Source organism: Aeromonas sp. ASNIH2 (genome assembly GCF_002934795.1).
GTDB classification, from domain to species: domain Bacteria; phylum Pseudomonadota; class Gammaproteobacteria; order Enterobacterales; family Aeromonadaceae; genus Aeromonas; species Aeromonas caviae.
Genome location: NZ_CP026406.1, coordinates 1,630,543 through 1,655,056 on the forward strand (window position 1 = coordinate 1,630,543; position 24,514 = coordinate 1,655,056).

Here is a 24,514-nt window from a genome sequence, read left to right on the forward strand (position 1 = left end):
CCACTCGCCTACCTGTTGTTAAATCATTGAGCGTTGAAAGCATCACGCCAACTCGGGGCCAGAAGATGGTCAGTCACTGTATATACCCTTCTCTCTGTCTCTTGCGAAGCCCCACCAACATGGTGATGAATTTCGGGCCGCAGACCGTTCATAAGCATCTTGCCGTGAGAATGTTGAAAGGAAACTGGGATCAGGCCATTCGCAGGAACGAAAGTATTGTCCGAGGGGGCTCTGTCAGGCATTCCAGACGCGGCCCACTCCGGCTTATTGCGCTTACGCGGAACATTGTAGAGCGACGTGGTAACCTGTCCACGCGCGATGCGCGCTGCATTCACGAGGTCATCGCGCTTGAACGCAATCACCTCCGCAATCGTGGCGTCAATTAGCTCAGGAGCTAACTCATCGAATACCGCCTTTAAATGCGCAGCTTGGGCAAACGAATGCTCAACATCATTCAAGGGTGTGAAAACCTCCGAGACACGAGTCACACCGTTGCTCTGGCGTTCTGAGGTAGCGGTTGATAATTCAAATTGCATCTCCTGTTCGGTACGAAAATCTCGATCCCGATGCAAGATGATCCTAGCGTCAGGTCGCATGTCGGTAATCATGTTTGCAAGGAGTCTTGCCGCTTGAAGGTTTCCGCACCCGTTGTAGGAGAGCACAGCTAGGTTATCAGGTGCGCCATTAGCTTTTGCTAGTACCGTAACCGGGAGCGTCAGCTTATCTTCTGTCATCAGAATCACGGGTCTGGCAGGATCGAAAGCATCGGCACCAGCGGATAGGGCTCCGAGCGCCATTAGAATGGGGATAGCAGGACGTTGGGCTTCATCAACTGGAACTTTCGCACCAGCGCTCATCCATGTAACAGCAGCGTCGGGATCGTACATAAGGCGCTGGATCAGTTGAGGCGAATGGCTGGCAAATAGGATGCGGGTTTGCGTTTCAGCTGCGACGTTTCTGAGAGCATCATATAGTCGAGCTTGGCTATCGGCATGCAGGTGAGCATCCGGTTCATCCAGCAAAATCAACGGCGGCGAGTAAAAACATGTGTAGGCGATGATCTGAATGACTTGAAGCATCCCCGTCGACGCCATGTCGAGCGTGACGGTGGCATCAGGAGTTTCGACTTCGACTGTTATATAGCGATCTCGATGTTGATCATGTCTGACTATGACGCAAGTTCCGGGATAGCAGCGATCGAGAAGCTGGGAAAAGGTCTTCCATCCGCTCTCTGGTAAGAAACCAATATCGCGCTCTCGTCGCCAGCGCTCCCTAGCCACGTCATCTAAATCGCGTGTAAATAGATGATCAAGTACTGTTCGTAAATAGAGGTTGGCGTCACCATGCATGACTGCAGCATCCATAGCCCCTTTTGTCCGCCACTCTTCGCGGATTGGAATTCCAGATAACCCCGGAGTGAATATTGAGAACGGACGGTCGCTATTTGCAAGGACAGCGGCGAAATCATCATCCCCTGTGCGAGTAATAGCGATATTCGCGTTCTTACCGCGACGGATCTCGACCGCGATTTCCTTATCCGTGTCGGTGTCGAGATCCACTCCATAGTAGGTAATCGAGTAACCAACGTTTTGTGTCGCTCGGTCCCCACGCCTCAAATCTAGCAGTCGCTCAGTGGGGCGGAACAGCACCGCATCATTGGCAACGGTTCCAGCAAAGTCAGGAAGACCATTAGGACGGATACTTCGTAATGCAGCCTGCAAGATCGATACTCCAAGTTGCGCTGCTTGCAACGCACTGCTTTTACCGCTTGTGTTGCCACCAACCAGCGCAGTCACTGGTTTCAAATCGATTTCGAGTAACTCCACCCGCTTGAAATGATTGATGACGATTTTATCGAGCCGAACTCGCATGATTTCCCCCCTGAAACTTACCAATTAAACGTGCGGGGTCGCGAATTAGGCTGAACAACGCACGGTCATGGCCAAAGCATGCCATATATCTTTTAGCGGAAATACGATGTTCAGTCACGATATCGCATAAAATCAAATAGTGGCGGGTAACAGCCCGTACTATTTCAAACCAGCTAGGGACGCCCAATCGGGTTACTCTCTGCAACCGAAGCCTAACTAAGCGACCCCCCTGCTCAATTCGGGACTAAATCAAGGGAAAAATCGCTCACTTCCTAGCCACCATACCCCATCATACGAATCAAGAAATGAAGACTAACAGTGCATGTACTGCTTAAACTAGGGATTTTATTGTCGAAAAATAACATTTCTTAATAGGAGATCTCCTGATAATTGGCCTTCAAAAACTTCGATGCTTTTGTAAAAGCTGCACGTTTCAACTTTTCCATATCTAAGTGAAGATTGGAGTTAAAATCTACATCATCTATTTTGTCACTATTAAGTGTTAGAATGTACTGTTTATCAGATAGTGTTTTGCTACCACTTATATAGTTTAGGCTTTTTATTAGAGTGTCATAATCTACATCAAAAATGTTATCGTGGACTAACAAGCCTGGGTGGCGACTTCCTGTTTCGGCGTTCGTTAACAAACCGATATCATAAAGAAAAACCTTTTCACGCTCATTACTATGGCTACCATCATCATAGATACGAAGATCAAAATTAAAAATTTCTTTTTTCTTCGAAACTGTCACATCAAAGGAACTGAGGCGATTACCAGCAATTTCCTCATGCATATCGAGTATAGTCGCCTCAAGAGACTCTATAACATATGATGAATTAGAAACTAAGCCATCCAGAAAAAATACAAGCCCATCACGCTCATTATTTTTATCTTTCTTCTCTCGCTCATACTCTGCATGTTTTTTGATAAATGTTGAAAGAGAAGCGTGTTCTTCTACCTTCTTTTGATACGTAGAAATGGTTTGACGAAGATTCTTCAAGGCACCTTTTTGATCGATAAGAGAAAGTTTTTCTTTATATGTTTTATCTTGTCGAAGAATATTAACTTCGAGATCCCTGAGGCTCTCCTCAAGCACCTTACGCCGCCCATCAATCAGGGTTTTCTGAAACGTATCAATTTTCTTTTTGAATGCTGTCACTTCTTCAATTTGCTTTTTAATAAGGTCTCCAAGGCCTTCCTTGAACTGATTATAAAGTTCCGCAACCTCGCTCTCATCAATATAGTTATCGCCTCTGAACAATTTTATTTTTGCAAGTTCAGTTTTGACAACACCTTGTCTGGAACGAAACTCGTCGAGTTGCATTTCAATCTCAATAATCTCGTCTTTTACGATATCGTAACCTTCAACATTTTCTAAACGCTCGATTTCTTGATGAATTCTAGTAACTTGGCTAGTTAATTCATTTAGGTCAGCCTTTGCCTCTGAAATATTCTTTCCTGTAATAGAGGCAATGTTCTCTTTAATTTTAGAGATAGCTTTGTTAATTTTATCTATCTCATTTGATAGCCCTTTAGCTTGTTTATATGGCTTGGGATCAATATTGAGCAAAAACAAGTGTGGTGTGTAATCTGCTGGAATATTTCGATTGGTATCAAAGCACTTAATTATAGATTTAAACTCCGAACGTTCGTCCCGCATTAAAGGTCCTAATATAGCACGAAAGGAGGGAACGCTCTCATCATTACAAGATCCAAAAAGCAACGCGGTCAAATAATTTGTTGCAGAGTCAACGTCTGTGAACACAAGAGTATCCCCATCAACAATCATGGTCGGACACTTGTGATTTTCCACACTTCGCTTCGTTGTTACACGTTTACCGTTGAGCTCAAAATCAAGGCATATCAGCGTATTGTGAGGGAGGATATGATTTGGAATCCGTGAGACCCTACTTTCCTCATAACGTTTCAGGAGACCATAATTAATAAATTCGATAGCCATCGACTTGCCAACACCGTTAGTTTTTACATTACCATCGGTGGTCTCGCCGAGAATAAGGTTGATCCCATCCTCAAAGAGGATTGGATCAAAAATGGATGGTTCGCTATATAACTTTCTAATTCTCAGCATTTTGCAACCACGTAAGGTTCATGGAAATCAATAATATCTAGAGAGTATAAAAACAGCATTGCATAATATATACTCCTGGCATTAACCCCCCCAGGCGTTGTTATTTCTTTTGCGATATCAAAAATACTCACCTTAGATTCATCAGAATTTTTAAGTAGCCTCAGTATCTCAAACCCCAATACGGGGGCGGCTTTGCGCAAATCATCATCTTTAGAGAATAGGTTAGGCATGGACAACCTCCTTCTTATAAGGAAAGATATTGCACTTCACCAATTGTTCTATTACGTAAAATTCAGCAGCGCCTTCATCAAAGGTATATCCGTTAGACCCAAGAAGAGCCCTGAAATCAAAAATAATCCGCTCGAGAGCTTTTTTAGGATCGCCAGAACAATCAGTTAAAACATTGTCACTATATCGTCTTAGATAATTAGATGCACGCCTTAATTTAACTTGACCAAAATCGGCTTCATTCTTAACAGCGTCTAATACGGCACCATACTCAATATAGCCGTCATTATACATATCGACCAAAAAATCAGCATGATCAGCAAAGCGCCTGAATATCTTGTCCTCAGGAATAGGCTCATCCAGATATCCATTCCCTGCATTCTCATGACCTTCATCACTAATATACTCAATGATGCCGAGGATAGTAAGAACCTCATTAGGCAAACTATTCTTAGCAGGGGATAAAAGCTCTGCATCCAAAAAGTCTACAATACATTTTAATTTTTTAAGATTTGGATCGCGAGTTATTTCCTTGATAAGAACTTCCACATCAAAAATGTCAGCTTTAGTATCAAGACGATAATTGTCGTCGCCAATAGCATCAACTGCATGGTTTGTTTTCTTAACTATATTAAGTATGAGGAGCTTGTCGAATTTCCGGAACAATCCTTTTTCGATAAACTTATCTACCGTGTGCTTAGTTTTAACTAACGTCGAGGTAGATGTAACCTGAATGGCAATCTTTCTTATCTCATCACCAAGGTCGATGGCAGCAGCATTAGGTTCAATTATATTTATATTTTTGAGATTGTACCCGTATACCAGATTTAAAAGTCCGCAGTAAAAATCCTCAGCGCCATGATTAATATCAGTTAGACTCACACAGTTGTTGTACTCAACCTCCGCTCGTAGCCATGAAAGCGCTTTGATAATTCGTTGTTGGTACTCCATACGTTTCATGCTTTAGAGCCTTCAATTATGTGGCGATTATCGACTCTCACGTACAGCCTGCCCCATCAATGCATGTCAAAATATCAGAATAAACGCACGCACAAGCACCAAGAGGTATTGCTTGTTGGCAGGCGTCACGAATAACTTCGCCATCAACGCCAAAAGCATAATGGTCAAGCGTTAAGCTGCATTTGTCAATGCACGATCAAATTTTGAACCCGACAACCCTAGTGAAAGTGCGAACAAACTCACCTTCTTATTGCAGGCCTCTTACACTTGTACTGGCTGATTTCCTAGATCTGCTGACCGTGAGGATAACCGGAGCCCTATTTTAGCCCCCCCCCCTCGCCCCCAACCCTGAACATGACCAGTACAGGCATCATGGAGAAAATACTATGCACCCAAAAGCCGGTGTGCAATCAGGCGCTACAGGGACTATTGAATATCATGTTAGGGAAGGTATGCGCTCTCTGGGGTAGCGGAGGTCTCGCATACCTTCCCCAACGGAACTATCACCCCTATATATAACGCATTGATATACCAGACCATTTAAGGTTGATAGGTAGCGCATCCTCCAGAAGGTGCGCAAGACCCAGAAAGCAGAAGATCTGGTAGGCAACAAAAAAACGCCGCAGCGATGAGCTGCGGCGTTGTCATATGGTATCGATTAATTAATCATCATCCCAAGGTTGTGGACGTGCGTTCCTGAGCAACCGCTCTTCAAAATCCTCCATCTCCAAGTGGGCCATTCGAGCCTCAACAGCATCGGCAAGTGTATCGGGCCTGGGGGCTTTAGATACATGGTCAGGATCATGAGGCACTTCCATACCAAGATGACTCCCTATCAGCTCAAATAATGCACATGTAAATTCACGCCTTCCCCATCCCGGTTGCGTATACAACAACGATGTCGCCCGGCGCTTTAATAAGGGGATAGAAGCAAGACAGGGCATATGCTCATTCATCAATCCGGCTATAGTGGCCGAGTTATAGGATGTCTTTCGAGCCTTCATTACGTGATACAGCGTATAGGCTTCTGCAAGCACTTGATTACCATTATGTTTTTGTTCAGACATTGTACACCTCTATTTCGGCCAAGCGATGTTTAACCTCGTCAAGGCGCTCAGGCCTGAACAGAGGTTCAAGTGGATAATCAGGTAGTTGTCGAAGCAGCAGAGCTAGCACCCGCAGCACCTTGTCAGTCACGGGCACCAAATGCTCCTCGAGCTTGGCTCGCTTGCCGTTTTTACAGCTGTCTACGGTCACAGACAGCCCCACCGAAGTTAGTAACGCGGCTATCTCTCTGTAATTCATCGTGTGCTCTAACCACGCCTGCTGTACGAGAGATCGGGTCAGGATCAGGGTCAAGATGCCCAGCGAGCCATCCTCGCGGACCCGCATCTTGGAACCTTGCAGAGCCAGCGCAGACTCGTACTGGTCGTCCCAGCTGTCCCAGTCCTCCATAGCTTTCAGACAATTATCCTCTCGCCAGCCATCGAACCTGGCACGGCAGTGATCTGCATCGGCGGCACTCTGCCAAGGCACCGTATCGCAAACAATATGCGTCCCTCCGGCCACGTCTACCATCCGTGGATTAACCAACCGACGCTTCTGGTCGAACTCGTAACTCAATTTGACCTGCTTCTTGATCTCGATGAGATCTCGCTCTGTAACCCATTGAGTCCGCAGAGAGATCAGGTGACTAGCGTCGATCTTCTGACCAGGCACACGCTCAAGGTAGAGTTGCATGATTTTTTTGTTCTGTTCCTCTGTCGTTCCCGCACACTTAACGCCAGCTTTCGCCAGCACAGGGGGCGTATCACCCTTGATAGCGGTGCATTGCCCCCGCGTTTTTATCGACACAATCTGGCGAGCATGGTGCTTCAGCTCCAGCATCGGCACGGGTTCGCCACTCTCATCACCATGCAACCGCTGGCACAGTGCCTGATAACGACGACACAGCGGCCCAGTCTGGTCGAGCTCCTCCAACGGGGCATCAGTCAAGAAACCATCGGTAGTGACCGATACAACAGTTCGATGTGAAGGTATCCGGAGGAGCAACTCACCACAGACAGCCCGGATCAGGCCTGTGGTATGGGCGGCCATGTAAGGATTGGTCACAGCCGACGGCCCTATCTTCTTGCTCTTGCCAGTAGCCGTATCAAACGCCGTCTTATCGCTCAATCCCTGAGCCAGCTTTCCATACAGCGAATTCCCGATCTCTTTGACCATCACCTCCTCAAGGCTCTTTTTGGGATACTCCCGACGTAACAACTGGATCATTCGCGTGAAGTCCTCGAACAGGGGCTCACTACCCGATAGCCAGGGCACAATGACACCGTGTTCGATATGGATGGTGGCCCCCATGGAGAGAGCCAACTCGATTTCAGGCGCGGTGACATACGCCAACCCCGATAGAGGAAAGCGCAGTCCATATTGCTCGGATCTGACAGGTAAACATGGAAAGCGAGTGCCCGTAGGGAAAGTGAACTCGACGTAGGCGAACCCCATGACATGACCGATAAAATCATGGGGATCCGTGCTCATATGCATACTGGCGTAGTCAGGTACCAGCTGGTCACAAAGCCCCGTGGTATAAGCGCCTTTCAGATCCCAGTCATACCAGTCACCTATCGCAGTGGGCCCCACCATGAATGACTCATTGCGGCCACCGAGGTAGCAGCGGATGGCGAGAGTCTCAAGCAGTCCACGAGCCGGAGATTGAACCGTCACACTCTTGGTCCTGACCTTTCCCGTACCGCCATTCCATCGCTCCAACTTGGTGATCTCCAACCCGAAGGCCGTCTTGTAGTCGATGGCGGCATCGTTGAGTAGTCGTCGAAATACAGAAACACCGACAGCGCCCAAAGTCCGAGGCAGCTTCTGCAAACCGAACTGCCCACTGAGAAAATCGCGTACTTTCAGGGCGTATTTCACAGCAATCTCAGCATCGCGCAGGGCATACCGTTCAAACGCCTCCTTGTCGCCAGCTAAGAGCTCGTCCATACGTTCGATACTGTAGCCCTCAGGGATCTCCACCTTGGGTAAGCCAAGCATTGCGCCCAGCGCTGACAGCGGTGATTTGTTGGGAGCCAAGAACAGAGTGTCGACAAATTGGATGATTGATTTCTGGGGCTTACGATTGCGATCGCGCAGAATGATGGGCTTTAGCGGCGCACGACGCTTACGTTCAGCAGTTTCGTCGACGCCATAACCGCTATCGGTGATAATTTGACCGACCACGCTGCTACCCTGTCCATCCAGACTAGCCTTCATGTGCCAGAAGTCTTTGAAGGTACTCAAGTCGGCACGCAGGAAGTGAGCAACAACGACTATCGTGCGAGGCCATTTTTTGATCAGGCCAGCAGCACGGCAATCCTCAACCACTTGCGAAATGAACTTTTCAAAGGAGAGGCGCTTTCCCTTATCAGGGTAATAAACTTTGCTAAGCGTCTTGCCATGAGGGGTGATCACAAAGACTTGATAAGACAGCACTTCATTATGGCCATCCACCAACACCCATTCGGTATCAAAACCTATCCAGAGGGGGAGGCCATCAGCAAGCGAGATGGGTGGTTGGCAGGTTTTGGGGTCAAACGAAACTTTCCTTATCGCAAACGGAAGATGGGAGGGTTCAGGGCGATCTTCTTCTACCACTCCGATCTCTGCTTTCTTAAATTCAAACATGAGAATGCTCCAAACAAAATGACCCCTTCCCTGCATGCAGGGAAGGGGTCGGTTGTTCGAGGTTATTGAGTAGATGACCCGTTCAGGCGATTAGAAAGCTCGGTCAACAAGTGGACACATGCAGCTTCAGAGGAGCAGAGGCATGTCATTATCGGTTTCTCGATACCATCAGCATATAAGCGAACCACGTGCCCCAGGTTCATCTCCCCGTAGTCAGCAGACTTGACCAACTCCGGTAACACAATGGTCCCGTCTTCTAACACGAAATATTTTTCAAGAAGACCGGCATTCGCCAACGCATCACGAACATCCTTAAGAAGCTGCACTTGCTTCTCAGGTTCAGCAGCAGCGCCGAAAGCTATTTGCCGCTCAAGGCTGTTGATCCCAACGCCCAACCGTGAAATGGCATCGGGAGTCATTGTCTCCAAAGGCTCATTCAGCGGTTGATAGCGTTTGGTATAGGCGATGTGCAACAAATTGACGAGATTTCGGCCAATGATGGCGGTTTGCTTGGCTACAGCAGTAGCGGGCGCTTGGGATTTGCGGGGGGATTTAACTGTCATGTGAACTACCTCTGTTGGATAACTTCGTAAAATCAAACGTCAACAAGCTAGTTGCCGACCCATAACTCTTTGATTTATGTAAGTTAACCAAGCAGTTCCGTCACAGTCAGATAAATTGGCTGACATTGAGGCGTGGTTGCCAGGGGTGCCGTCAAAGACGGATAGGTAATATCCATATACCTACATATAAGTAACTTTATCCCCGTGCGCTGAGAAAGTTACAGAGAAAAAATGACATGTTCAAGCGTTTTTTGTTGTGGCGTGTGGTGACACCCATCTGCACATCAGAGCGAACCCTTGGCGCACAATCCTTCCGCCACGCGCATTACTCAAGCTGGGGAAGCCGCGCCTGATAAGAACTGCTGCCATGGTGTAGTAATACCGTTGGGGATGGTGCAGATCCACCGCACCGCCCCTATCATGAGCGACTGATGAATCTTGGTGGCTGCGCGAAGCCCATGTTCCCACTCAATATGACGACATGGGCAACCATACAGCTCGCAATCTCGGCTTACCCGATTGGCAGTAACACCAGATAACCGCATAGGCAACATGGCAGGGGATGGAGATCGCTTCGATGGGGCGTGTGATCCGCTCTCCATCCCCAACGGTCCTATTACCCCACTCCCCGAACCCTTGATATGCTTGCCCTCTAGCGTTCCCACCTTGCGCACATCCCCAAATCTGCGCCATCGCATTAGCACTGGATTTGCCTCCCAGCGTCATTGCTCCAATAACGGTGCCGGTGGACCCGTTGGCACTGATAAAGTCAGCCGTCCGCCGCTGCGAAAATTCAAGCAATGAGCCCAACTCGCGATCCCTCTGCTGATGACTTTCTTAGCCCCCCGGAGATGCGAAAATGGCACGAACGGAGCCCAAAATTCCTGTCAGACTGCGCGAAAATCTGAAAACGCGCCGCCATGAATTTCGGGAGTCCATGCGGGGCATGGGCCTGTGGGGAGGTGTGTTATGACCGTTGGGGATGAGGGTGAGCCCCACCCGCCCTCATCTGGGGCTCTGCCCCCCCCTGATCCAGCATCCGCATGAAAATGTGCTGCCGATGAAAAGCAATTTCTCCTATCCAGCCTTCTCTATCAGTGTTGCCCGCTGGTTTCTCTGATGGCCCGAGCTGCCTTGGTCTCTTGCTTGGTTTACTGGCCTGACCTAGGCTGAGCTTGCCTTGCTGGCTAGCCCGCGTCTCTCCCTCCGGGCTGCTTGTTAAGAATATGTTTGGCCTACTGGCTCCATATTTTCTGTCTAACCCTTATCAGCGTCTGGCCGTACTGAGGCAGTCTGAGCATCCCTGCTGCTGGAAAGCTGGCTTCACGCGCATTGACCCCGCGCATCCTAAGTAACTGCTGCCCTAAGCCCTCGGAAAAAAAATAAAGGCGGGATCGCTCCCGCCTCATGTCCTTACTGAGCGACATACAGCTCGACACTGCACTTTGTATCTCTTGGATCTCCCAACTCCTTCTGACAGGTCTTGCTCTGGCCCTTCTCATTGAGCTCGAAAATCCGCTTGGCCTCGACTCGATAAGTCCCGTACTGCGTCTTGAGTGGGTTAGCAAATGGCCCTTCAAAATCAATACTGCATTCCGACCCGCAACTCTCCACAACGGTATGCCCGTTGCTTTGGATCGTAATGAACTCGGCAGTACCACTACCGCCCGAGAAGTTGTAACGCCGTTTACCTACGAATGGTAAATCAGCGCGGGCTTGAGCCGTCTCCTTCATCCCTTTGGGTTGCTGGCTCGTTCCTGCCTCGCACATCTTATCCAACAATGCATCGATCATGACCTCAGGCTGTGGCTGGCCGTTTATCTCCAGCGCTTCCACGCTGAATTCCTCGCCTTGGATCCACATCTGGAGCAGCCCACGGACAGGTCTATCTTCAAATGTAAAAGTACCGCTCACGTTGACCAGCTTGCGCCCATCAGTAGCTTTACCTGCTGACCACTCGGGATCCTTGAAGAAGCTATCGGCCTGCTGCTCCAAGGTCACGCCTGGACAGCTTTCCAGTTCTCCCGTCTTCACCGTCAGCTCATTCCATTTATTGAGCAACCCGGCTTGAGCTGTAGAGGCCATCAGCAGTGAAACGCTGGCTGCCAAAGCAATTTTCTTCATCATTACCATACCCATTGGAACGCCCTTACTGCTTGATAGTTGTAGCGTTTATCGAATTCTTCTTGGGACAGACAAAGCACCTTGATGAACTCGATCAGTGAGAGCAAGACAGGGATCCCTGTTGTACAGGCCGCCAGATAGATCAGGCCCCAGCCCCAGTTACCGGTGTAGAACTTATGAAGGCCAAACCCGCCGCCGAAGAAAACCAGCAGCGCCATTAAGACCTTCCGCTTGCCCCTATGCTGAACCGAGCCCCCCGCTGGGGCTGATTGGGTTGGAGCTTGAGCCTGGGCAGGTTCCCGAATAGGCCATGCCTCTACATCGATAGGTGAAGGAAGTACTTCTGCGATCGCTTTGGCCTTCTTCTTGGCCGTGCCCCATGTATCGATGGCATCAACGAAGGAACCTGTCAGCGACAGATCAACAACCCCTTCTTCCGGTGAGCTGAAATGCACGGTGACGCGCAACCCGAACGGATTGATACCGTACTTCCAGGATGCTTCCAGCTCTCCTTTGGCTCGGTCGGCTTTTTTGATGGTGCCCCCTTCTGCTTGCAGGTGGGCGGCTACGTGCTCGAAGACAGCCTCATAATCGTCATGACTGCGCAGAACGAGGTCAGATATTGTAGTTATCGTGGGAGATCCCATGGTTTTACTCCTTGTAGACTGGGTTATAAATAGTGGCGATGAACCCCGACAGGTGGTGTCGGGGTAGTAATAAGAAGGGTGAAAAATTTGGCTTACATCCGGCTGAGCAGGGCCTTGAGGTCGCGCTTGACCAGAGCCTGGATCCCCGCAGGGCTGATCACTTCAAGGTGCGGTAAATAGGTTTTGATCACGGGTAATAGCTGAGCTCCATCGAATACCCTGCTTGCCAATAGGATGTCGCCATCCTCCAGTTCCTTGATCAGCTCCTGTTCTGGCAGGATTTTTCTGAGTCTGAACTCATGAGCAATCGATGCTGAGGCCTTGATAATGACCTCGTGAGTCAGCACGGCTTCTTGCTCAATCAATCGCTGGAGTATCTGTTGTTGGGGTTCAGTGATACCGGAAGGATCATCCGTCAGCCGGATGAGCAATATCCGGGATAGGGGCTCGATAAACGGGGTATCAACGGTTACACCAGCCAAGAGCCAACGCCCCCTTCGGTTGACCAAACGATATGGTGCAACCTCGATCTCTGCTTTGGAGTCTTGCCACGACAGCCAGACCATAAGCTGTTGGCTGATCGCTTTGGCGAGGGGCTTTAGCCACTGGTGATGGCTGTCATCTTCGTCACGCTGAAAGCCTGAAAGCACGAATACGGGTGAGGCCTTGGGGGCAAGCCATTGCTTTATCAGGGTATCGTGATCATCTGGGAATAGGGCCTTGGCTCCGAGCTGCTCACACAGGCGAAGGATCGCAGGAGTCGACGCTCTGCCAAGGTAGGATGGATCCAACCAGTAGGTCTGTCCCTCACGTTCCAGCGGCAGGTAAGCCAATCTGACATTCAGATCACGCTGGATGGTGCGGGCCGAGACGTTGAACTCGGTGGCCAGTTCGGAGATCACCAATCTTTGCCCGTTGTTGAGCTTGGTCAGGATCACGCCGAGGCGTTGGGCTAGGGTGTCGTGTTCTGCCATCCAAGTGAGCATCGTTGTCAAAGGTGTCCAAGTGTCGCGGAGGTGCCCGACAGGGCGTGTCGACTTGGATTTTCATGACAGGGGCGGACTTGGGTAAGCGGAGTTGGTATAGCTGGTGATGAGTTGGTATTCGGACCGGCACGAGGTCACGTGTGGGTCCTCAGATAGTCGGCGGTGGGCGGGCCCTTATCTTGATGATTAGGTCCCACCGCCCTTGAAAATTTCAGCAGCCGAGCCTTGATAGCATCCCCGTAACTGCCCCGGAGGGTCCCAATGTATGACGGGGTGTGCGGCTTCGAGTGATACCACGGCTCCGCCTGCCGTCGCGAAAATGGTGGGACGCGCATTTGCAAATTTCGGGAGCCCATGCAGGGCATGGGCTGGTGAGCCGGTGTGTTATGACCGTTGGGGATGTAGGAGACATCCCCCATGACTCTGCTCCGAATCCAAACAGGTGAGCAGCTCTCATGGTTATGCCTGTGCATGTCTCTGAGGTCTCACGTCGCTTTATCACTGCCGCTGGTTGACTGGTACGGCTTCTACAGATAGCCCAGTGTTGATGGCCTCTCACGATCTCAGGCCGCGGTATCTGGTTATGTGGGTAGCGTCGTCTCCCCCTCCGGGCCTTCCTGTTATCATTTTGTTTCAAATATCTGCTCGATATGACTCGCCAGCCACCGGGGGTCAATGACTGGCGAGTTGGTCGGAGATACCCTTGCCGCTGCTCTTGCTTTCGCTTGCCTATCCCGCTCGTTGCAACGCTAGTGGTTCTGCTTTGACGGCTCCGGGTGGGATTAATGCCTGCTCCACGCAGTTGGCGACTTGGGTGCTGGTGTGCCTCAGTCTGCTTGCGTGTAGGTGTGCATACCGTTGGCTGGATTGGCTACTTGAGTGGCCCAGCTGCGCCTGCACGTCATACAAGGTTCCACCGCTGGAGACGATCAAGGCTGCCACCGAGTGTCGGCAAGTATGGATGCAGACTGGTCCTCCAACCTGTGCCCGTTTCAGCATCCGGTTAAACGGCTTGGTGACGTTGTTGAGCGGCTGGCCCATCTTCAGTCCTGGGAACAGGTAGGGGTTCCCAAGGATCTCAGGCGTATCCTGCAAAACCTGCATCGCCAGATGATTCAGGTGCAAGATCCGACTCTTGCCATTCTTGGTGTGTGGGATAAACAGCGTCTGGTGCTCCCTGTCCAGGTGATCCCACCGAGCCAGCCTCAACTCATCCTTACGCAGGCCAGTGAGCAGCAACAGCTTGACGTACTGACCCGCATAGCGATTCTCGTCAGCATCTGCCGCCATGAACAGACGACGGATCTCCCCCTTATCCAGATAGCGAGTTCGCTGGTTGTTCTCCGACAGAGTTTTCAGATAGACCAACGGATGCTGCTCCAGATAACCCATCCGCACACTCCATGTCAGGATCGCCTTGAGCAACGTGGTGATCCGATTGTTGGTGGCCGGTTTGCATTGGCTCATCAGTGTGGTCTGGAGTGCCTGCCCTTGTTCCAGATTGATTTCCGATAGCAGCCGTGCGCCCAACGCCGGTTGCAGATGATCCCTGAATCTCTGCTCATCCTTAAGCCATGAACGCTTGTGGTGCTGGGCGTAGGGCAAGTAATGCCGATGAAAGAGTTCGTGCAACGTTAGCTCCTGCCGTTTGTCCTCCTTCATCTGCTTGGGGTCGATGCCCTGCGACAACAGCCGTTTATAGTCTGTTGCGATCTCCCTGGCCGTGTTGAGGTCTACCTCTGGGAAGCGACCTATGGAGATAGCTCGCTTGCGACCATGCCACAGATAACGCATCAGGAACTTCTTGTTCCCCTCCCCTTTTCCGACCAAGCATTTGAGTCCAGAAATCTGGGTGTCGCTGTATTCGGCCTCAGTGGATTTTGCATCGCTGGGGTTAGGTGGCAGGGCTTCGATAGCTTTTTGGGTGAAGCGAAAACGAGATGGGAGACCTGACATAGTGGAACTCCTGTTAATGGGTGATGACGAGGCAAGCCCCCAAGAAAAAACAGCACAGGGAGGTCGGATCCCTGTGCCGGTCTGGTGGTGCTGATTTATCTGGTGGTGGTGATGTTGGCCGCTGACTGCTGACAAATTCGCGGCCAACGGCTTTCCGGTCGATATCCGGTCTTCGGCGTCAGTCTGGTGTCACCGTCAGGGTGAATACGTCCATCTGGGCATAGCAGCAAAAGCTCTGCTGCCAGACCTCCAACCATTCATTCACCTCTGCCGCCGACATCTCACCGATCAGCGAATGGGAGTACGCACCCATGCTGAAATCAAAATCCAACTCCTTGGCCAACTCGGCGCACCAGCCTTGGCCTACATAGGCAAAGTCCGTGACGTAGCGCAGGTGCCAGCCGTCATCCCGACGTTCGAGGCGGATCTCGACAGGGTGATAGCCTCCCGTGGTTGCGCTGTAGTCTGGGTCTCGATAGTTGAGGGTCAGGGCTGCTGGTGACGTGCCATACGGGATTTCATCCACGAACTCGACCAGTGCCGAACTGATAGCCTGCTCCAGTAGCGTTTGCAGGTCGTGACTTATCCTCACAGGCAAGCCCGTGATAACGAGGGTAGGTTTCATGTTTTAGTGCTCTTGAAATGAAAGGTGTGTATTCGAGGGAGGAACGATCAGGGTAGGAACAGGGATTAGCTGGCGGCGCTGACCTCGGGTAGCTTGGCATTGAGTCCATCGAACCACACGCTATGTTTGCCGGTGATCAGATGGCCGAAACGTACCTCGGATGCCGCCTTGGTCAATTCCAGATGTCGCAGCACTGCTGCCAGGAACCCCGCGTTATTGCTGCTGCCTTTGAAGTTCCAGATCACCTTGAATAACCCCGAGGTAAATGGCTTGTCCGGCTGTTGCTCGTTGAGCAGATCGATGACTTGCGCCAAGCCGAACCACTCCTTGGAGCACAGGCCACCACCGCTGCTGCCAGTCAGCCGGATCAACAGCTCAGCCTGCTCGGGCTCATGGCCTACTTCATAGCCCACAGTGGTCGTTGAGCCTGGCGAGAGCAAAGTGGCTACGCCACTAGCCAAGATAATCTTGGCGGGCTGAACTGGTTTATCGCTGGCCTCGGTCGTGGTGCTGGCCTGCTGATTGGCAGCTTGCTTGTTAGTTTTGGTATTCATATTGGGAGCCTCGGGTGAATCAGATTGTGGATTTCAGGTAGATAGTGGTGCCCAAGTCAGGCTGGGTCTGCTCTTGCTGGAGTACAAAGGCCAGATGCTGGAATACAGGGATTGGGGCAGATAGAGCATCAAACGGGGTGCCATAACCTGTGAAGTGATAGGGTTCCCATGCTTCAACAGCAGGGAGCGGCAACCAGAACACCGCATGCTCGGCACAGTCGAACAGCTGGATAGTCCCCGCAGCCAACCGCCAATAGTCAGCGTAGTAACCCTCGTCGTCATCTCTGACTGACTCCCCAGTGTGGCAAGCGATAGATAGCTGTACTTCTGGTGCTTCAGAGTGCAGCGACTTGGCCTTGAGGACGGTCGCCTCTTTGATCACGACCAGCAGCACGGGCTGATTTTCATCTGGCAGGAACTCAGGAACATACATTCCATGTGTAATGACCTCCTGCATCAGCAAACTCAGCGTTTGCCAGCTGTAGGCATACCCCTTGAGCGTCTCGTGGGAAGCGTATTTCCCTTCTTGGATAAACTCGTCCATGGCTAGCCTCCCTCAGTCCGCTGGTCCGGTGATGTAGCCGATAGTGCCACCGATGATGGTGCCTGCGACGGCACCTGGGATACCGCCTTTGGCTCCGATACCAGCCCCTGTGATCGCACCTTTGATCGCCCCCTTGGTGCTGCCTTTTACCGTGAAGTCGACACTTGCGTATTCCGGCGAAGTTGAACAGCCATTCCGGCCAACGTGAACACCCTGATCCTTAACGCGCTCACGTCACCCCGTTTCTAACTCGAGTGTTCAGATTGGGTCAACTCACTTCTCCTCTTTCTCATCGATTCTCCCTTCAGTGACAGCCGGTGAGCGTTGTGCATCAGCCGGTCCAGGATCGCATCTGCCAGAGTGTTGTCCCCCAAGCTCGCGTACCACTCTTCCGTTGGCAGCTGACTGACCACTACCGTCGAGTATTTCCCGTACCGATCATCCATGATCTCCAGCAGGGCGTTGCGCTGCTCGGCATTCACCGCTTCTAGTCCCCAGTCATCCAGGATCAACAGCTCTATCCTTGCCAGTTGACCCAGCAGCCTGGCGTAACTGCCATCTACCTTGGCCTGGCTCAGCTCAAGTAGCAGACGCGGCAGCCGGTAGTAACGAGTGCTATGCCCTTGCTGACAGGCTTGGTAGCCCAGCGCACAAGCCAGGTAGGTTTTTCCACAGCCACAGGGGCCGGTAATGAGCAGGTTCTGGCCCCGGCGCAGCCACTCTCCTTGGGCCAGGTTTGCTACCTGTGACCGCTCTAGGTTGCGTGCTGACTGGTAGTCCAGCTCCTGCACCGTGGCCTGGAGTTTGAGCCTTGCCTGCTTGACCAGCCGAGCTTGCTTACGCTGCTCCCTGCTCAGTTGTTCGTGTTCGACCAGCAGGCTTAGCCGCTCGATGAAGGGCAGCCCTTCGTAGGTACTCGCCTGTTCAAGTTGTTGTTGCACGGCATCCGCCATGCCGGTCAGTTTCAGGTTTCTCAGGCGGGTCAGGGTTTGTTGGGTCATGGGGCGTATCCTCTTTAGTGGAAGCTCTGGGGGCCACGGATGTTCTCGTGCTCTTGCGGTAACTCTGGGTAGCTCAGCGGGCTTGCGGGCAGTTGGTCGCGGCCACTGGTCAGCACCGACTTGAGCTGCTTGAGCCGCACCAGTCCTTCCCGGTTAGCCAACTGGCAGCAAGCCTCGACCCGTGATGGCGGATACTCTCGACTAAGACTCAGTAGACCCAGGCAGAGTCGGTATGCCTGCTCGGCATGGGCTTTTTCTTCCAGCCGTTCGCTAACCCAGCACAAGGTGCCCGGTCCGATGTCAGCAGCCCACTGCTTAAGACGCCCTGGCGTCCAGCGTTGCTGCTTGCTGTGACGTTCCGGCATGTGCTCAGGGAGCGTGCTCATCCCCGGGATGGTTTTACGTGGATGGCTCGCGACCAGCTGTTGCTGGTGATAGACCTGAAGCAGGGTATCGCCCGCATGGAGCTCCAGTTGCTGACCCACATACTGGTGCGGCACCGAGTAATGGTGCTGCTCATAGCTGACGTGATAGTCGATGTTGACCTTGACCGTTTTGATGGCGACATAGCGATAGGGATGCACCGGTAGTGACCCCAGTGCCGGGCGGTCCAACTGCTCAAACGCCTCGCGTCGGTTACCGGGCAGCTGCTTGAACGGGCGCTCGTTGAGCTCATTCAACAAAGCCCGGATGCACTGGTTGAGTTCGGCAAGCGAGAAGAAGGTCTGATGGCGTAGACGAGCCAGGATCCAGCGCTCGACGATCTGCACTCCCACTTCAGCCTTGGCTTTATCCTTAGGCTTATAAGGGCGAGCTGGCATCACTGCCACCTGATAGTGCTCGGCCAACTGCTGGTAGCTGGGGTTTAGCTCGGGATCGTAACGGCAAGCCTTGCTGACACCGCTCTTGAGATTGTCGGGGATCAGGAGTGCCGGGGTCCCGCCGAAAAACTCAAAGGCACGGACATGGCTTTGCAGCCAGTCCGGCAGTGACTGTGACCAGGTGGCCTCGGCAAAGGTGTAGTTGGACGCACCAAGCACGGCGACAAAGATCTGGGCCTGACGGATCTCACTCGTGGAGGGCGAGACGATGGGCACCGTGGGCCCGCAGTAGTCGATAAAGAGCTTTTCCCCCGCCTTGTGGATCTGGCGCATGGAGCGTTTTTGCAACTGACACCAGGACTTGTAACGGTCGCAGAACTGGGAGTAGCTGTAACAGCTATTGGGATAGCGCTGGGTGTATTCCTCCCAGAGCAGTTGTTTGGAGACCCCCTTGCGCTTGAGCTCCTGATGGACAGAGGGCCAATCCGGCACGACATGGCGGGCCGAGATGGTGGTATCGGCCTGCGGATAGAACAGGGCAGCCAGTCGGGCATCATCAAGCTCGGTGGGCAAGGGCCAGGTCAGGCCGAGCGCCTGGGCACTTTTGAGGAGTTTCTGGATGGAGCCAACGCTGACCTTGGTGCAGCAACTTATCTGGCGAACAGAGAGGTCAGCCTCCAGCCGCAGTCGCAGCACTTCACGAATTTTACGCATTGCAATCCTCTTGGCAGACATAGGCTCTTCCCTGGCAAAAGGGAGAGCGTATCAAAGGTTGTTAAATCAATGCGTTAAGGATGATTCCGGTGAATGTGAACAGTGATTCCGGGATGTTGAACACTGTTTCCGGAAAGGAGGGGCAAAGTGTTCAGGTTGAACCGGAATGAGCGTTCACATTGGTCCGGAAATGGTGTTCACGTTGAACCGGAATCGGTGTTCATGATCAGCCGGAATATGCAACACTGCCGTCTCTCATTGGCTTGATGCTGACGGCGGCGACTTGCTTGCTCAAAATGTGATGGATAAACATGTTCTGTCCTTTGAATCGTGGATATGAAAAAGGCCCTGAGCGGTTAGCTCAGGGCCTGATGTTCGGGATGAACATGGTTTTAATATGTGTTTCAAAATGTGACGTAAGCGGTTGTGTATTATATAGATTTATCGCACCATTCCATGGTTGATCATATATATCAAGGATGATGAGGGAGGATATGGATGCTAGATTTAAATGAGCATAAGAAAATTGTGGTTCTGATTGATGCGGATAACGCGCAATACTCGAAGATAAAGTTCATTCTCAACGAGATATCAACTCATGGGCATATTATCACAAAGCGGGCCTATGGTGATTGGTCTAGTGAACATCTTAAAAACTGGAAAACGACTCTAAACGAATTAGCAATCCAACCAATACAACAGTTCGCATATACAACTGGAAAAAATTCAACTGATGCATCGCTGATAATAGATGCAATGGACTTGCTATATACAAACCGCTACGATGCGTTTGTTATAATCTCCTCGGACAGTGATTTCACCAAGCTAGCCTCTCGCTTGAGAGAAGCAGAAATGTATGTTTTTGGTGTTGGAGAAAACAAAACCCCGATAGCCTTTAGAAATTCATGTGACAACTTCATTCTTACTGAGAACCTTGGTGACACGGCCATTTCATTACCATCAAATGATGCAGTCCGAAAATCAGCTGGTGTTATTCCGCAAGAAATAATAGACATTTTATTTTCTGGCTGGCAACAGTTTAAAGATGATGAGTTAATTTCAGGTCTCGTGGAGTTTGAAAATAATGACAGCGACTGGGCTAACATTGCTGGCGTAGGGAATCTTTTGAAAAGAATAAAGCCTGACTATGACTCCCGAACTTATGGGGTGACAAAACTACCGGAACTAATAGAAAAAACAGGTCTGTTTGATCTTGCAAAGTTTAAAGGTAAAGGACGAGTTAACATTATCGCTTACCGGCCAAAAAACCCAAAAAAACGAGTATAAATGGCTTGGTGGCTGATCGCTGTTACTTGTTTGCTCAAGCCTGTAGATACGCCTAACATTACTAGGATAAGCTTTAATGGACGATAAATTATTAAGTGACGCTATTGGAAGAAATGTCGTAGAGTATTTATTAGCATTTCAACCAGAAGAGACTACCGTATCTAATTTCTTTGCTACGAGTGGCACAGGCTACTTTGAAAACCCGACGAGTGACCTGATGGCACTATTTATGGGTAAGGATAACTATACGAAACCCTGGTTGTTAACGTCACTCCTTAAGACTCTTGGGCATGATATAGATTGCATTGATTTATCATCTGCAATGATTTTCCGAGAGGCGGCCACAAGCCAAAAAACTCGATTGGATATCTTCATCAAACATGACGACTTCATAATTGGTATAGAAAACAAAGTATTTGCTGATACGTACAATCCATTCTCTGATTACAATGATTTTTTAAACATACAAGTTGACAATAATCAAACCGTTTATCGCTGTATATTAAAGCCAGACTCAAACCCAGCAGCAGACATCGAAGGCTGGGAAACTATTACCTACTCTAAGCTGGTGCAGTCTGCTCTGGAAAATTTTGGCCTTGATATGCTAAAGGATGAATTTAGCAAATGGACTGTGTTCTACCGTGAGTTTTTAGAGCACTTGTTATCATTAAGTGGTTTGGTTGAGGAGGTTGTTATGAAGGAAAAAGACATTAAGTTCGTTGAGGATAATTTTCATGCGTTAGTGAAGGTCGAAGAGACCCTCGCCCTATTTAAACAACAAACTATAAATGATGTGAAATCTGTCTTAAGTAAGGCCATAGCAGATAGCAACATTGTCATTTCTACTAACAACTGGGAAGGTAATTATAAAGCAATCCATTTAACCCCCTCTAAATGGGGAGATAGCGGGGTGAGTTTTGTATATTATCCATCAAGTGTCGGGGATGGTTTATCCTATTATATAAACGCTTGGATATCTAAAAAAGACCACCCCGTGGCCGATGAACTATATGTTTTAATTAAGCAGGATAAACGCTATCCAGAACTGGAAGGCATGATGAATGCAGATAGCGAAGTAAAAATCACCAAAAACACATTGGAAATAAATTACATGGCTTGTCACAAGGATAAATCGAGGGTTCTCGCCGCACTCGAAACTCTCGCTGCATGGATGAGCAAGATTTTACAGAAGTGATTTTCACTGACCTCCTTTTAACGTGCTAAAATCCTGCGCCGCTTGATGAATCCGATCAAGTGCTTTGTGTTTGGCTTAAACTCAAGCCATCATGCGGCGTCTTAATCTTCTCGATTTCCATATAGACCGGATATGCCCCAGAGCAACGGCCAACATATCCGGTTAGCCATACTGAGGTTGATTTTCTATTCATCTTGCCCCCACACCCCCTCTTGTCTTTCCGGCCTTGTTCCGGTCCAACCATAAGCAACGTACCCAATCACAAAGACCGGAGCTGCCGACCGGAGAACTGGCCTGCCAACCTCCTGCTCTTGCGCCATCTTCGTGGTCGTGGTGCCACAGGTATAGCTTCGCCGAGCCGACCGGATATGGACCGGAGTGAGTTATTGACTCCAATACGACGGGCAGAGATGGCCGAAAAGATGGCTTAGCCAGAGGCAAAGCGTACGAGGGTAGCGAACTGGCTGATACGCGGTGATGCTGAATCCGAGAACCGCAGATAAAGAAAAAGCCCAGCATTGCTGCTGGGCTTTTGAATTGGCTCCTCCTGCTGGGCTCGAACCAGCGACCTGCGGATTAACAGTCCGTCGCTCTACCGACTGAGCTAAGGAGGAATTATTCGTGGTGCCCAGAGACGGAATCGAACCGCCGACACGGGGATTTTCAATCCCCTGCTCTACCGACTGAGCTATCTGGGCAAATGGTGCCGGCTACCGGAATCGAACTGGTGACCTACTGATTACAAGTCAGTTGCTCTACCTACTGAGCTAAGCCGGCACACTTCAAACCATTGTGCATGAACACGTTTTTATTTCATGGCACCAAAATATGGTGCCCAGAGACGGAATCGAACCGCCGACACGGGGATTTTCAATCCCCTGCTCTACCGACTGAGCTATCTGGGCGTGGGCGCTATTAAACGGATTTTAGGGCAGGTGGTCAACGGGAAATTTCACTTTTCGTCTCGTTCGTCTCTTTTTTGCGCAGCATCATCCATTTTCATCACTTCTGCTGGCGGGACCGCTCCCCGGCGCCCCCAGAGGCGGGACTCCTCCCCCTTGAGCAGGCGGGTAATATTCTCGTGATGACGGATCAGGATGAGACAGGAGAGCAGGGAGACCGGCAACGTGTATTCCGGTTTGAGCAGATAGGTAAAGAGCGGGGTCAGCAACACGGTCACGATGGACGCCAGTGACGAATAGCCGCTCACCAGCAGCACCAGCAGCCAGGTGGTGATGACGGCGCCCCCCATGGCAAACCCAATGGGCAACATGGTGCCGAGGGCGGTGGCGACGCCCTTGCCACCACGGAAGTGGAAGAAGAGGGGGTACATGTGGCCCAGACAGGCGGCCACCCCGATAAAGCCGAGGTAGACGGGCTTGATCTGCAGATACCAGGCGAGGTAGACGGGGGCCATCCCCTTGAGCACGTCGAGAAGCAGTACGATCAGCGCCGCCATCCGGCCGCCGAGGCGCAACACATTGGTCGCCCCCGGGTTGTGGGAACCATGGTCACGGGGATCCGGCAGACCCGTGATGCGGGAAACCAGCACGGCACTGGACAGCGAGCCGCCCAGATAGGCCAGAATAATCATCAAAATCGTCAGGGCCGTCATCTTGGTCGTTTTTACCACGATATGAATGGGGTATGATGCGGGCCACATTCCCAGGCCCGGGCTTGCCCGAAAGCGTGTCGCCCAAACCGGCCGCCAGCGGCAATCTGCTTGCCGGGCCTGCATCCCTGCGCTGTTTTCACAGCCCATCAAGAGTAAAGAAGAAGTACTGTCATGGACAAGGTGTTTATTCGCGGACTCGAGGTTTTGACCACCATAGGGGTATATGAATGGGAGAAGGGCATTCGCCAGAAGCTCTGTTTCGACCTCGAGATGGGGTTTGACAATCGCCCAGCCGCCGCAACCGACGATATCAATCTGGCGCTGGATTACGCCACCCTCTCTCGCAAGATCTGTGATCACGCCCAGGGCAAGATAGTGGAGCTGGTCGAGACCATGGCCGAGCAGGTCGCTGCCCTGGTGCTGGAAGACGAGCGGGTACAGTGGGTCAAGGTGACCCTGACCAAACCGGGTGCCGTGCCCAATGCGGCAGGCGTCGGGGTCGAGATCCTGCGCCATCGCACGCCGGCTGCGAGCGCCAACTGATGACCCGCATCTATATCAGTCTGGGATCCAACATCGAACGGGAACGCCATATCCGCGCCGGCCTCGATGCCCTGCACGCCGAATTCGGCGAGTTGCAGGTCTCCCGGGTATTCGAGAGCGAGGCAGTGGGCTTCAACGGCCGCCCCTTCTACAACCTGGTGGTGGGTGCCGATACCGAGCTGCCCCTGGCGACCCTGTGCCAGCGGCTACGCGCCATGGAGTTCGCTCACGGCCGCGAGCCGGATGCCAAGAAGTTCGCCCCGCGCACCCTGGATCTCGATCTGCTGCTCTACGGCGAGCTGGTCTGCGAGACGCCGCTGGTGCTGCCGCGCGGCGAGATCCTCACCAACGCCTTCGTGCTCTGGCCGCTGGCGGAGCTGGCTCCCACATTCCGCCACCCCATCGATGGTCGCACCATCGGTGAGCTGTGGGCAGGTTACGACAAAGCCTCCCAGCGCCTTGACCCCATTCCCTTCCACTGGAAAGCGGGCGAATTGCAGCATCACTGAACA

Annotated in this window: 21 protein-coding genes and 4 tRNA genes; 4 read left to right on the forward strand and 21 right to left on the reverse strand. The window is 51.2% G+C overall.

What is annotated here, in order from left to right; genetic code table 11:
* Positions 1 to 23: 23 nt before the first annotated feature.
* The 16 genes from C3F36_RS07530 to istA form a co-directional block, all read right to left on the reverse strand.
* The gene (locus C3F36_RS07530) at positions 24 to 1,871 is read right to left on the reverse strand and encodes an AAA family ATPase (RefSeq protein ID WP_104454817.1); all 1,848 of its coding nucleotides are present in this window, start codon (positions 1,869 to 1,871) and stop codon (positions 24 to 26) included.
* Positions 1,872 to 2,239: 368 nt separating this feature from the next.
* Positions 2,240 to 3,961, reverse strand: coding sequence for a DUF2326 domain-containing protein (locus tag C3F36_RS07535; RefSeq protein ID WP_104454818.1), 1,722 nt, complete (start codon positions 3,959 to 3,961; stop codon positions 2,240 to 2,242).
* The gene (locus C3F36_RS07540) at positions 3,955 to 4,191 is read right to left on the reverse strand and encodes a hypothetical protein (RefSeq protein WP_104454819.1); all 237 of its coding nucleotides are present in this window, start codon (positions 4,189 to 4,191) and stop codon (positions 3,955 to 3,957) included. Before C3F36_RS07540 ends, C3F36_RS07535 begins: the two co-directional genes overlap by 7 nt.
* Positions 4,184 to 5,149 (reverse strand): SMEK domain-containing protein, encoded by a 966-nt coding sequence (locus tag C3F36_RS07545; RefSeq protein ID WP_104454820.1) that lies wholly within the window; start codon positions 5,147 to 5,149, stop codon positions 4,184 to 4,186. The genes C3F36_RS07540 and C3F36_RS07545 overlap by 8 nt, the downstream gene beginning before the upstream one ends.
* Before the next feature lie 662 nt (positions 5,150 to 5,811).
* Positions 5,812 to 6,216: a hypothetical protein gene (locus C3F36_RS23240; RefSeq protein ID WP_158656090.1), complete on the reverse strand. Its 405-nt coding sequence runs from the start codon at positions 6,214 to 6,216 to the stop codon at positions 5,812 to 5,814.
* A complete protein-coding gene (locus C3F36_RS07550; RefSeq protein WP_104454821.1) occupies positions 6,209 to 8,827 on the reverse strand; it encodes a hypothetical protein in 2,619 nt (872 codons plus the stop codon). The genes C3F36_RS23240 and C3F36_RS07550 overlap by 8 nt, the downstream gene beginning before the upstream one ends.
* A 62-nt stretch (positions 8,828 to 8,889) precedes the next feature.
* Positions 8,890 to 9,390 (reverse strand): hypothetical protein, encoded by a 501-nt coding sequence (locus C3F36_RS07555; protein WP_104454822.1) that lies wholly within the window; start codon positions 9,388 to 9,390, stop codon positions 8,890 to 8,892.
* Positions 9,391 to 10,803: 1,413 nt separating this feature from the next.
* A complete protein-coding gene (locus tag C3F36_RS07565) occupies positions 10,804 to 11,517 on the reverse strand; it encodes a hypothetical protein (RefSeq protein WP_104454824.1) in 714 nt (237 codons plus the stop codon).
* Positions 11,517 to 12,161 carry a TM2 domain-containing protein gene (locus C3F36_RS07570; protein ID WP_104454825.1) on the reverse strand — a complete coding sequence of 215 codons (645 nt, stop codon included), beginning with the start codon at positions 12,159 to 12,161 and terminating at the stop codon, positions 11,517 to 11,519. The genes C3F36_RS07565 and C3F36_RS07570 overlap by 1 nt, the downstream gene beginning before the upstream one ends.
* Positions 12,162 to 12,253: 92 nt before the next feature.
* Positions 12,254 to 13,135, reverse strand: a complete 882-nt coding sequence (locus C3F36_RS07575; RefSeq protein WP_158656092.1) for a helix-turn-helix transcriptional regulator — start codon at positions 13,133 to 13,135, stop codon at positions 12,254 to 12,256.
* A 741-nt stretch (positions 13,136 to 13,876) separates the two neighbouring features.
* Complete coding sequence (locus C3F36_RS07580; RefSeq protein WP_104454827.1) at positions 13,877 to 15,103, reverse strand: tyrosine-type recombinase/integrase; 1,227 nt, start codon at positions 15,101 to 15,103, stop codon at positions 13,877 to 13,879.
* Between the two features lie 178 nt (positions 15,104 to 15,281).
* Positions 15,282 to 15,728 carry a DUF2787 family protein gene (locus tag C3F36_RS07585; protein WP_104454828.1) on the reverse strand — a complete coding sequence of 149 codons (447 nt, stop codon included), beginning with the start codon at positions 15,726 to 15,728 and terminating at the stop codon, positions 15,282 to 15,284.
* 65 nt (positions 15,729 to 15,793) lie between these two features.
* Positions 15,794 to 16,282, reverse strand: a complete 489-nt coding sequence (locus C3F36_RS07590; protein WP_104454829.1) for a hypothetical protein — start codon at positions 16,280 to 16,282, stop codon at positions 15,794 to 15,796.
* A gap of 19 nt (positions 16,283 to 16,301) precedes the next feature.
* Entirely contained in the window at positions 16,302 to 16,826 is a 525-nt protein-coding gene (locus C3F36_RS07595; RefSeq protein ID WP_104454830.1) for a hypothetical protein, read from the reverse strand.
* A 245-nt stretch (positions 16,827 to 17,071) separates the two neighbouring features.
* Positions 17,072 to 17,827: an IS21-like element ISAs29 family helper ATPase IstB gene (gene istB / locus C3F36_RS07600; protein ID WP_104454438.1), complete on the reverse strand. Its 756-nt coding sequence runs from the start codon at positions 17,825 to 17,827 to the stop codon at positions 17,072 to 17,074.
* 14 nt (positions 17,828 to 17,841) lie between these two features.
* A complete protein-coding gene (istA, locus tag C3F36_RS07605; RefSeq protein WP_104454439.1) occupies positions 17,842 to 19,383 on the reverse strand; it encodes an IS21-like element ISAs29 family transposase in 1,542 nt (513 codons plus the stop codon).
* Between the two features lie 477 nt (positions 19,384 to 19,860).
* On the opposite strand from istA, the gene C3F36_RS07610 reads away from it, so the two are divergent.
* A complete protein-coding gene (locus C3F36_RS07610; RefSeq protein WP_104454831.1) occupies positions 19,861 to 20,649 on the forward strand; it encodes an NYN domain-containing protein in 789 nt (262 codons plus the stop codon).
* A gap of 76 nt (positions 20,650 to 20,725) precedes the next feature.
* Positions 20,726 to 21,844, forward strand: coding sequence for a PD-(D/E)XK nuclease family protein (locus C3F36_RS07615; protein ID WP_104454832.1), 1,119 nt, complete (start codon positions 20,726 to 20,728; stop codon positions 21,842 to 21,844).
* A 538-nt stretch (positions 21,845 to 22,382) separates the two neighbouring features.
* Here the strand turns inward: C3F36_RS07615 and C3F36_RS07620 are convergent.
* The 5 genes from C3F36_RS07620 to plsY all read right to left on the reverse strand — a co-directional run bounded on the left by C3F36_RS07620 (position 22,383) and on the right by plsY (position 23,459).
* Positions 22,383 to 22,458, reverse strand: a tRNA-Asn gene (locus tag C3F36_RS07620).
* 8 nt (positions 22,459 to 22,466) lie between these two features.
* Positions 22,467 to 22,542, reverse strand: a tRNA-Phe gene (locus tag C3F36_RS07625).
* A gap of 3 nt (positions 22,543 to 22,545) precedes the next feature.
* Positions 22,546 to 22,621 (reverse strand) — tRNA-Thr (locus tag C3F36_RS07630).
* A 52-nt stretch (positions 22,622 to 22,673) separates the two neighbouring features.
* Positions 22,674 to 22,749, reverse strand: a tRNA-Phe gene (locus tag C3F36_RS07635).
* A gap of 47 nt (positions 22,750 to 22,796) precedes the next feature.
* Positions 22,797 to 23,459: a glycerol-3-phosphate 1-O-acyltransferase PlsY gene (gene plsY / locus C3F36_RS07640; RefSeq protein ID WP_029314836.1), complete on the reverse strand. Its 663-nt coding sequence runs from the start codon at positions 23,457 to 23,459 to the stop codon at positions 22,797 to 22,799.
* A gap of 171 nt (positions 23,460 to 23,630) precedes the next feature.
* Here plsY and folB point away from each other — a divergent pair, with 171 nt between their 5' ends.
* Positions 23,631 to 24,002 (forward strand): dihydroneopterin aldolase, encoded by a 372-nt coding sequence (folB, locus tag C3F36_RS07645; RefSeq protein ID WP_010675798.1) that lies wholly within the window; start codon positions 23,631 to 23,633, stop codon positions 24,000 to 24,002.
* Positions 24,002 to 24,511 (forward strand): 2-amino-4-hydroxy-6-hydroxymethyldihydropteridine diphosphokinase, encoded by a 510-nt coding sequence (gene folK, locus C3F36_RS07650; protein WP_041211771.1) that lies wholly within the window; start codon positions 24,002 to 24,004, stop codon positions 24,509 to 24,511. Before folB ends, folK begins: the two co-directional genes overlap by 1 nt.
* Positions 24,512 to 24,514: the final 3 nt, after the last annotated feature.

What these genes read in the sequence shown, in the direction of transcription:
- C3F36_RS07550 (WP_104454821.1), bottom strand. Translation starts at nt 8,827, where the DNA reads ATGTTTGAATTTAAGAAAGCAGAGATCGGAGTGGTAGAAGAAGATCGC.
- C3F36_RS07610 (WP_104454831.1), top strand. Translation starts at nt 19,861, where the DNA reads ATGCTAGATTTAAATGAGCATAAGAAAATTGTGGTTCTGATTGATGCG.
- folB (WP_010675798.1), top strand. Translation starts at nt 23,631, where the DNA reads ATGGACAAGGTGTTTATTCGCGGACTCGAGGTTTTGACCACCATAGGG.
- C3F36_RS07580 (WP_104454827.1), bottom strand. Translation starts at nt 15,103, where the DNA reads ATGTCAGGTCTCCCATCTCGTTTTCGCTTCACCCAAAAAGCTATCGAA.
- C3F36_RS07535 (WP_104454818.1), bottom strand. Translation starts at nt 3,961, where the DNA reads ATGCTGAGAATTAGAAAGTTATATAGCGAACCATCCATTTTTGATCCA.
- C3F36_RS23240 (WP_158656090.1), bottom strand. Translation starts at nt 6,216, where the DNA reads ATGTCTGAACAAAAACATAATGGTAATCAAGTGCTTGCAGAAGCCTAT.
- C3F36_RS07595 (WP_104454830.1), bottom strand. Translation starts at nt 16,826, where the DNA reads ATGGACGAGTTTATCCAAGAAGGGAAATACGCTTCCCACGAGACGCTC.
- C3F36_RS07545 (WP_104454820.1), bottom strand. Translation starts at nt 5,149, where the DNA reads ATGAAACGTATGGAGTACCAACAACGAATTATCAAAGCGCTTTCATGG.
- C3F36_RS07555 (WP_104454822.1), bottom strand. Translation starts at nt 9,390, where the DNA reads ATGACAGTTAAATCCCCCCGCAAATCCCAAGCGCCCGCTACTGCTGTA.
- folK (WP_041211771.1), top strand. Translation starts at nt 24,002, where the DNA reads ATGACCCGCATCTATATCAGTCTGGGATCCAACATCGAACGGGAACGC.
- C3F36_RS07530 (WP_104454817.1), bottom strand. Translation starts at nt 1,871, where the DNA reads ATGCGAGTTCGGCTCGATAAAATCGTCATCAATCATTTCAAGCGGGTG.
- C3F36_RS07615 (WP_104454832.1), top strand. Translation starts at nt 20,726, where the DNA reads ATGGACGATAAATTATTAAGTGACGCTATTGGAAGAAATGTCGTAGAG.
- C3F36_RS07590 (WP_104454829.1), bottom strand. Translation starts at nt 16,282, where the DNA reads ATGAATACCAAAACTAACAAGCAAGCTGCCAATCAGCAGGCCAGCACC.
- C3F36_RS07565 (WP_104454824.1), bottom strand. Translation starts at nt 11,517, where the DNA reads ATGATGAAGAAAATTGCTTTGGCAGCCAGCGTTTCACTGCTGATGGCC.
- istA (WP_104454439.1), bottom strand. Translation starts at nt 19,383, where the DNA reads ATGTCTGCCAAGAGGATTGCAATGCGTAAAATTCGTGAAGTGCTGCGA.
- C3F36_RS07540 (WP_104454819.1), bottom strand. Translation starts at nt 4,191, where the DNA reads ATGCCTAACCTATTCTCTAAAGATGATGATTTGCGCAAAGCCGCCCCC.
- istB (WP_104454438.1), bottom strand. Translation starts at nt 17,827, where the DNA reads ATGACCCAACAAACCCTGACCCGCCTGAGAAACCTGAAACTGACCGGC.
- C3F36_RS07585 (WP_104454828.1), bottom strand. Translation starts at nt 15,728, where the DNA reads ATGAAACCTACCCTCGTTATCACGGGCTTGCCTGTGAGGATAAGTCAC.
- plsY (WP_029314836.1), bottom strand. Translation starts at nt 23,459, where the DNA reads ATGACGGCCCTGACGATTTTGATGATTATTCTGGCCTATCTGGGCGGC.
- C3F36_RS07570 (WP_104454825.1), bottom strand. Translation starts at nt 12,161, where the DNA reads ATGGGATCTCCCACGATAACTACAATATCTGACCTCGTTCTGCGCAGT.
- C3F36_RS07575 (WP_158656092.1), bottom strand. Translation starts at nt 13,135, where the DNA reads ATGGCAGAACACGACACCCTAGCCCAACGCCTCGGCGTGATCCTGACC.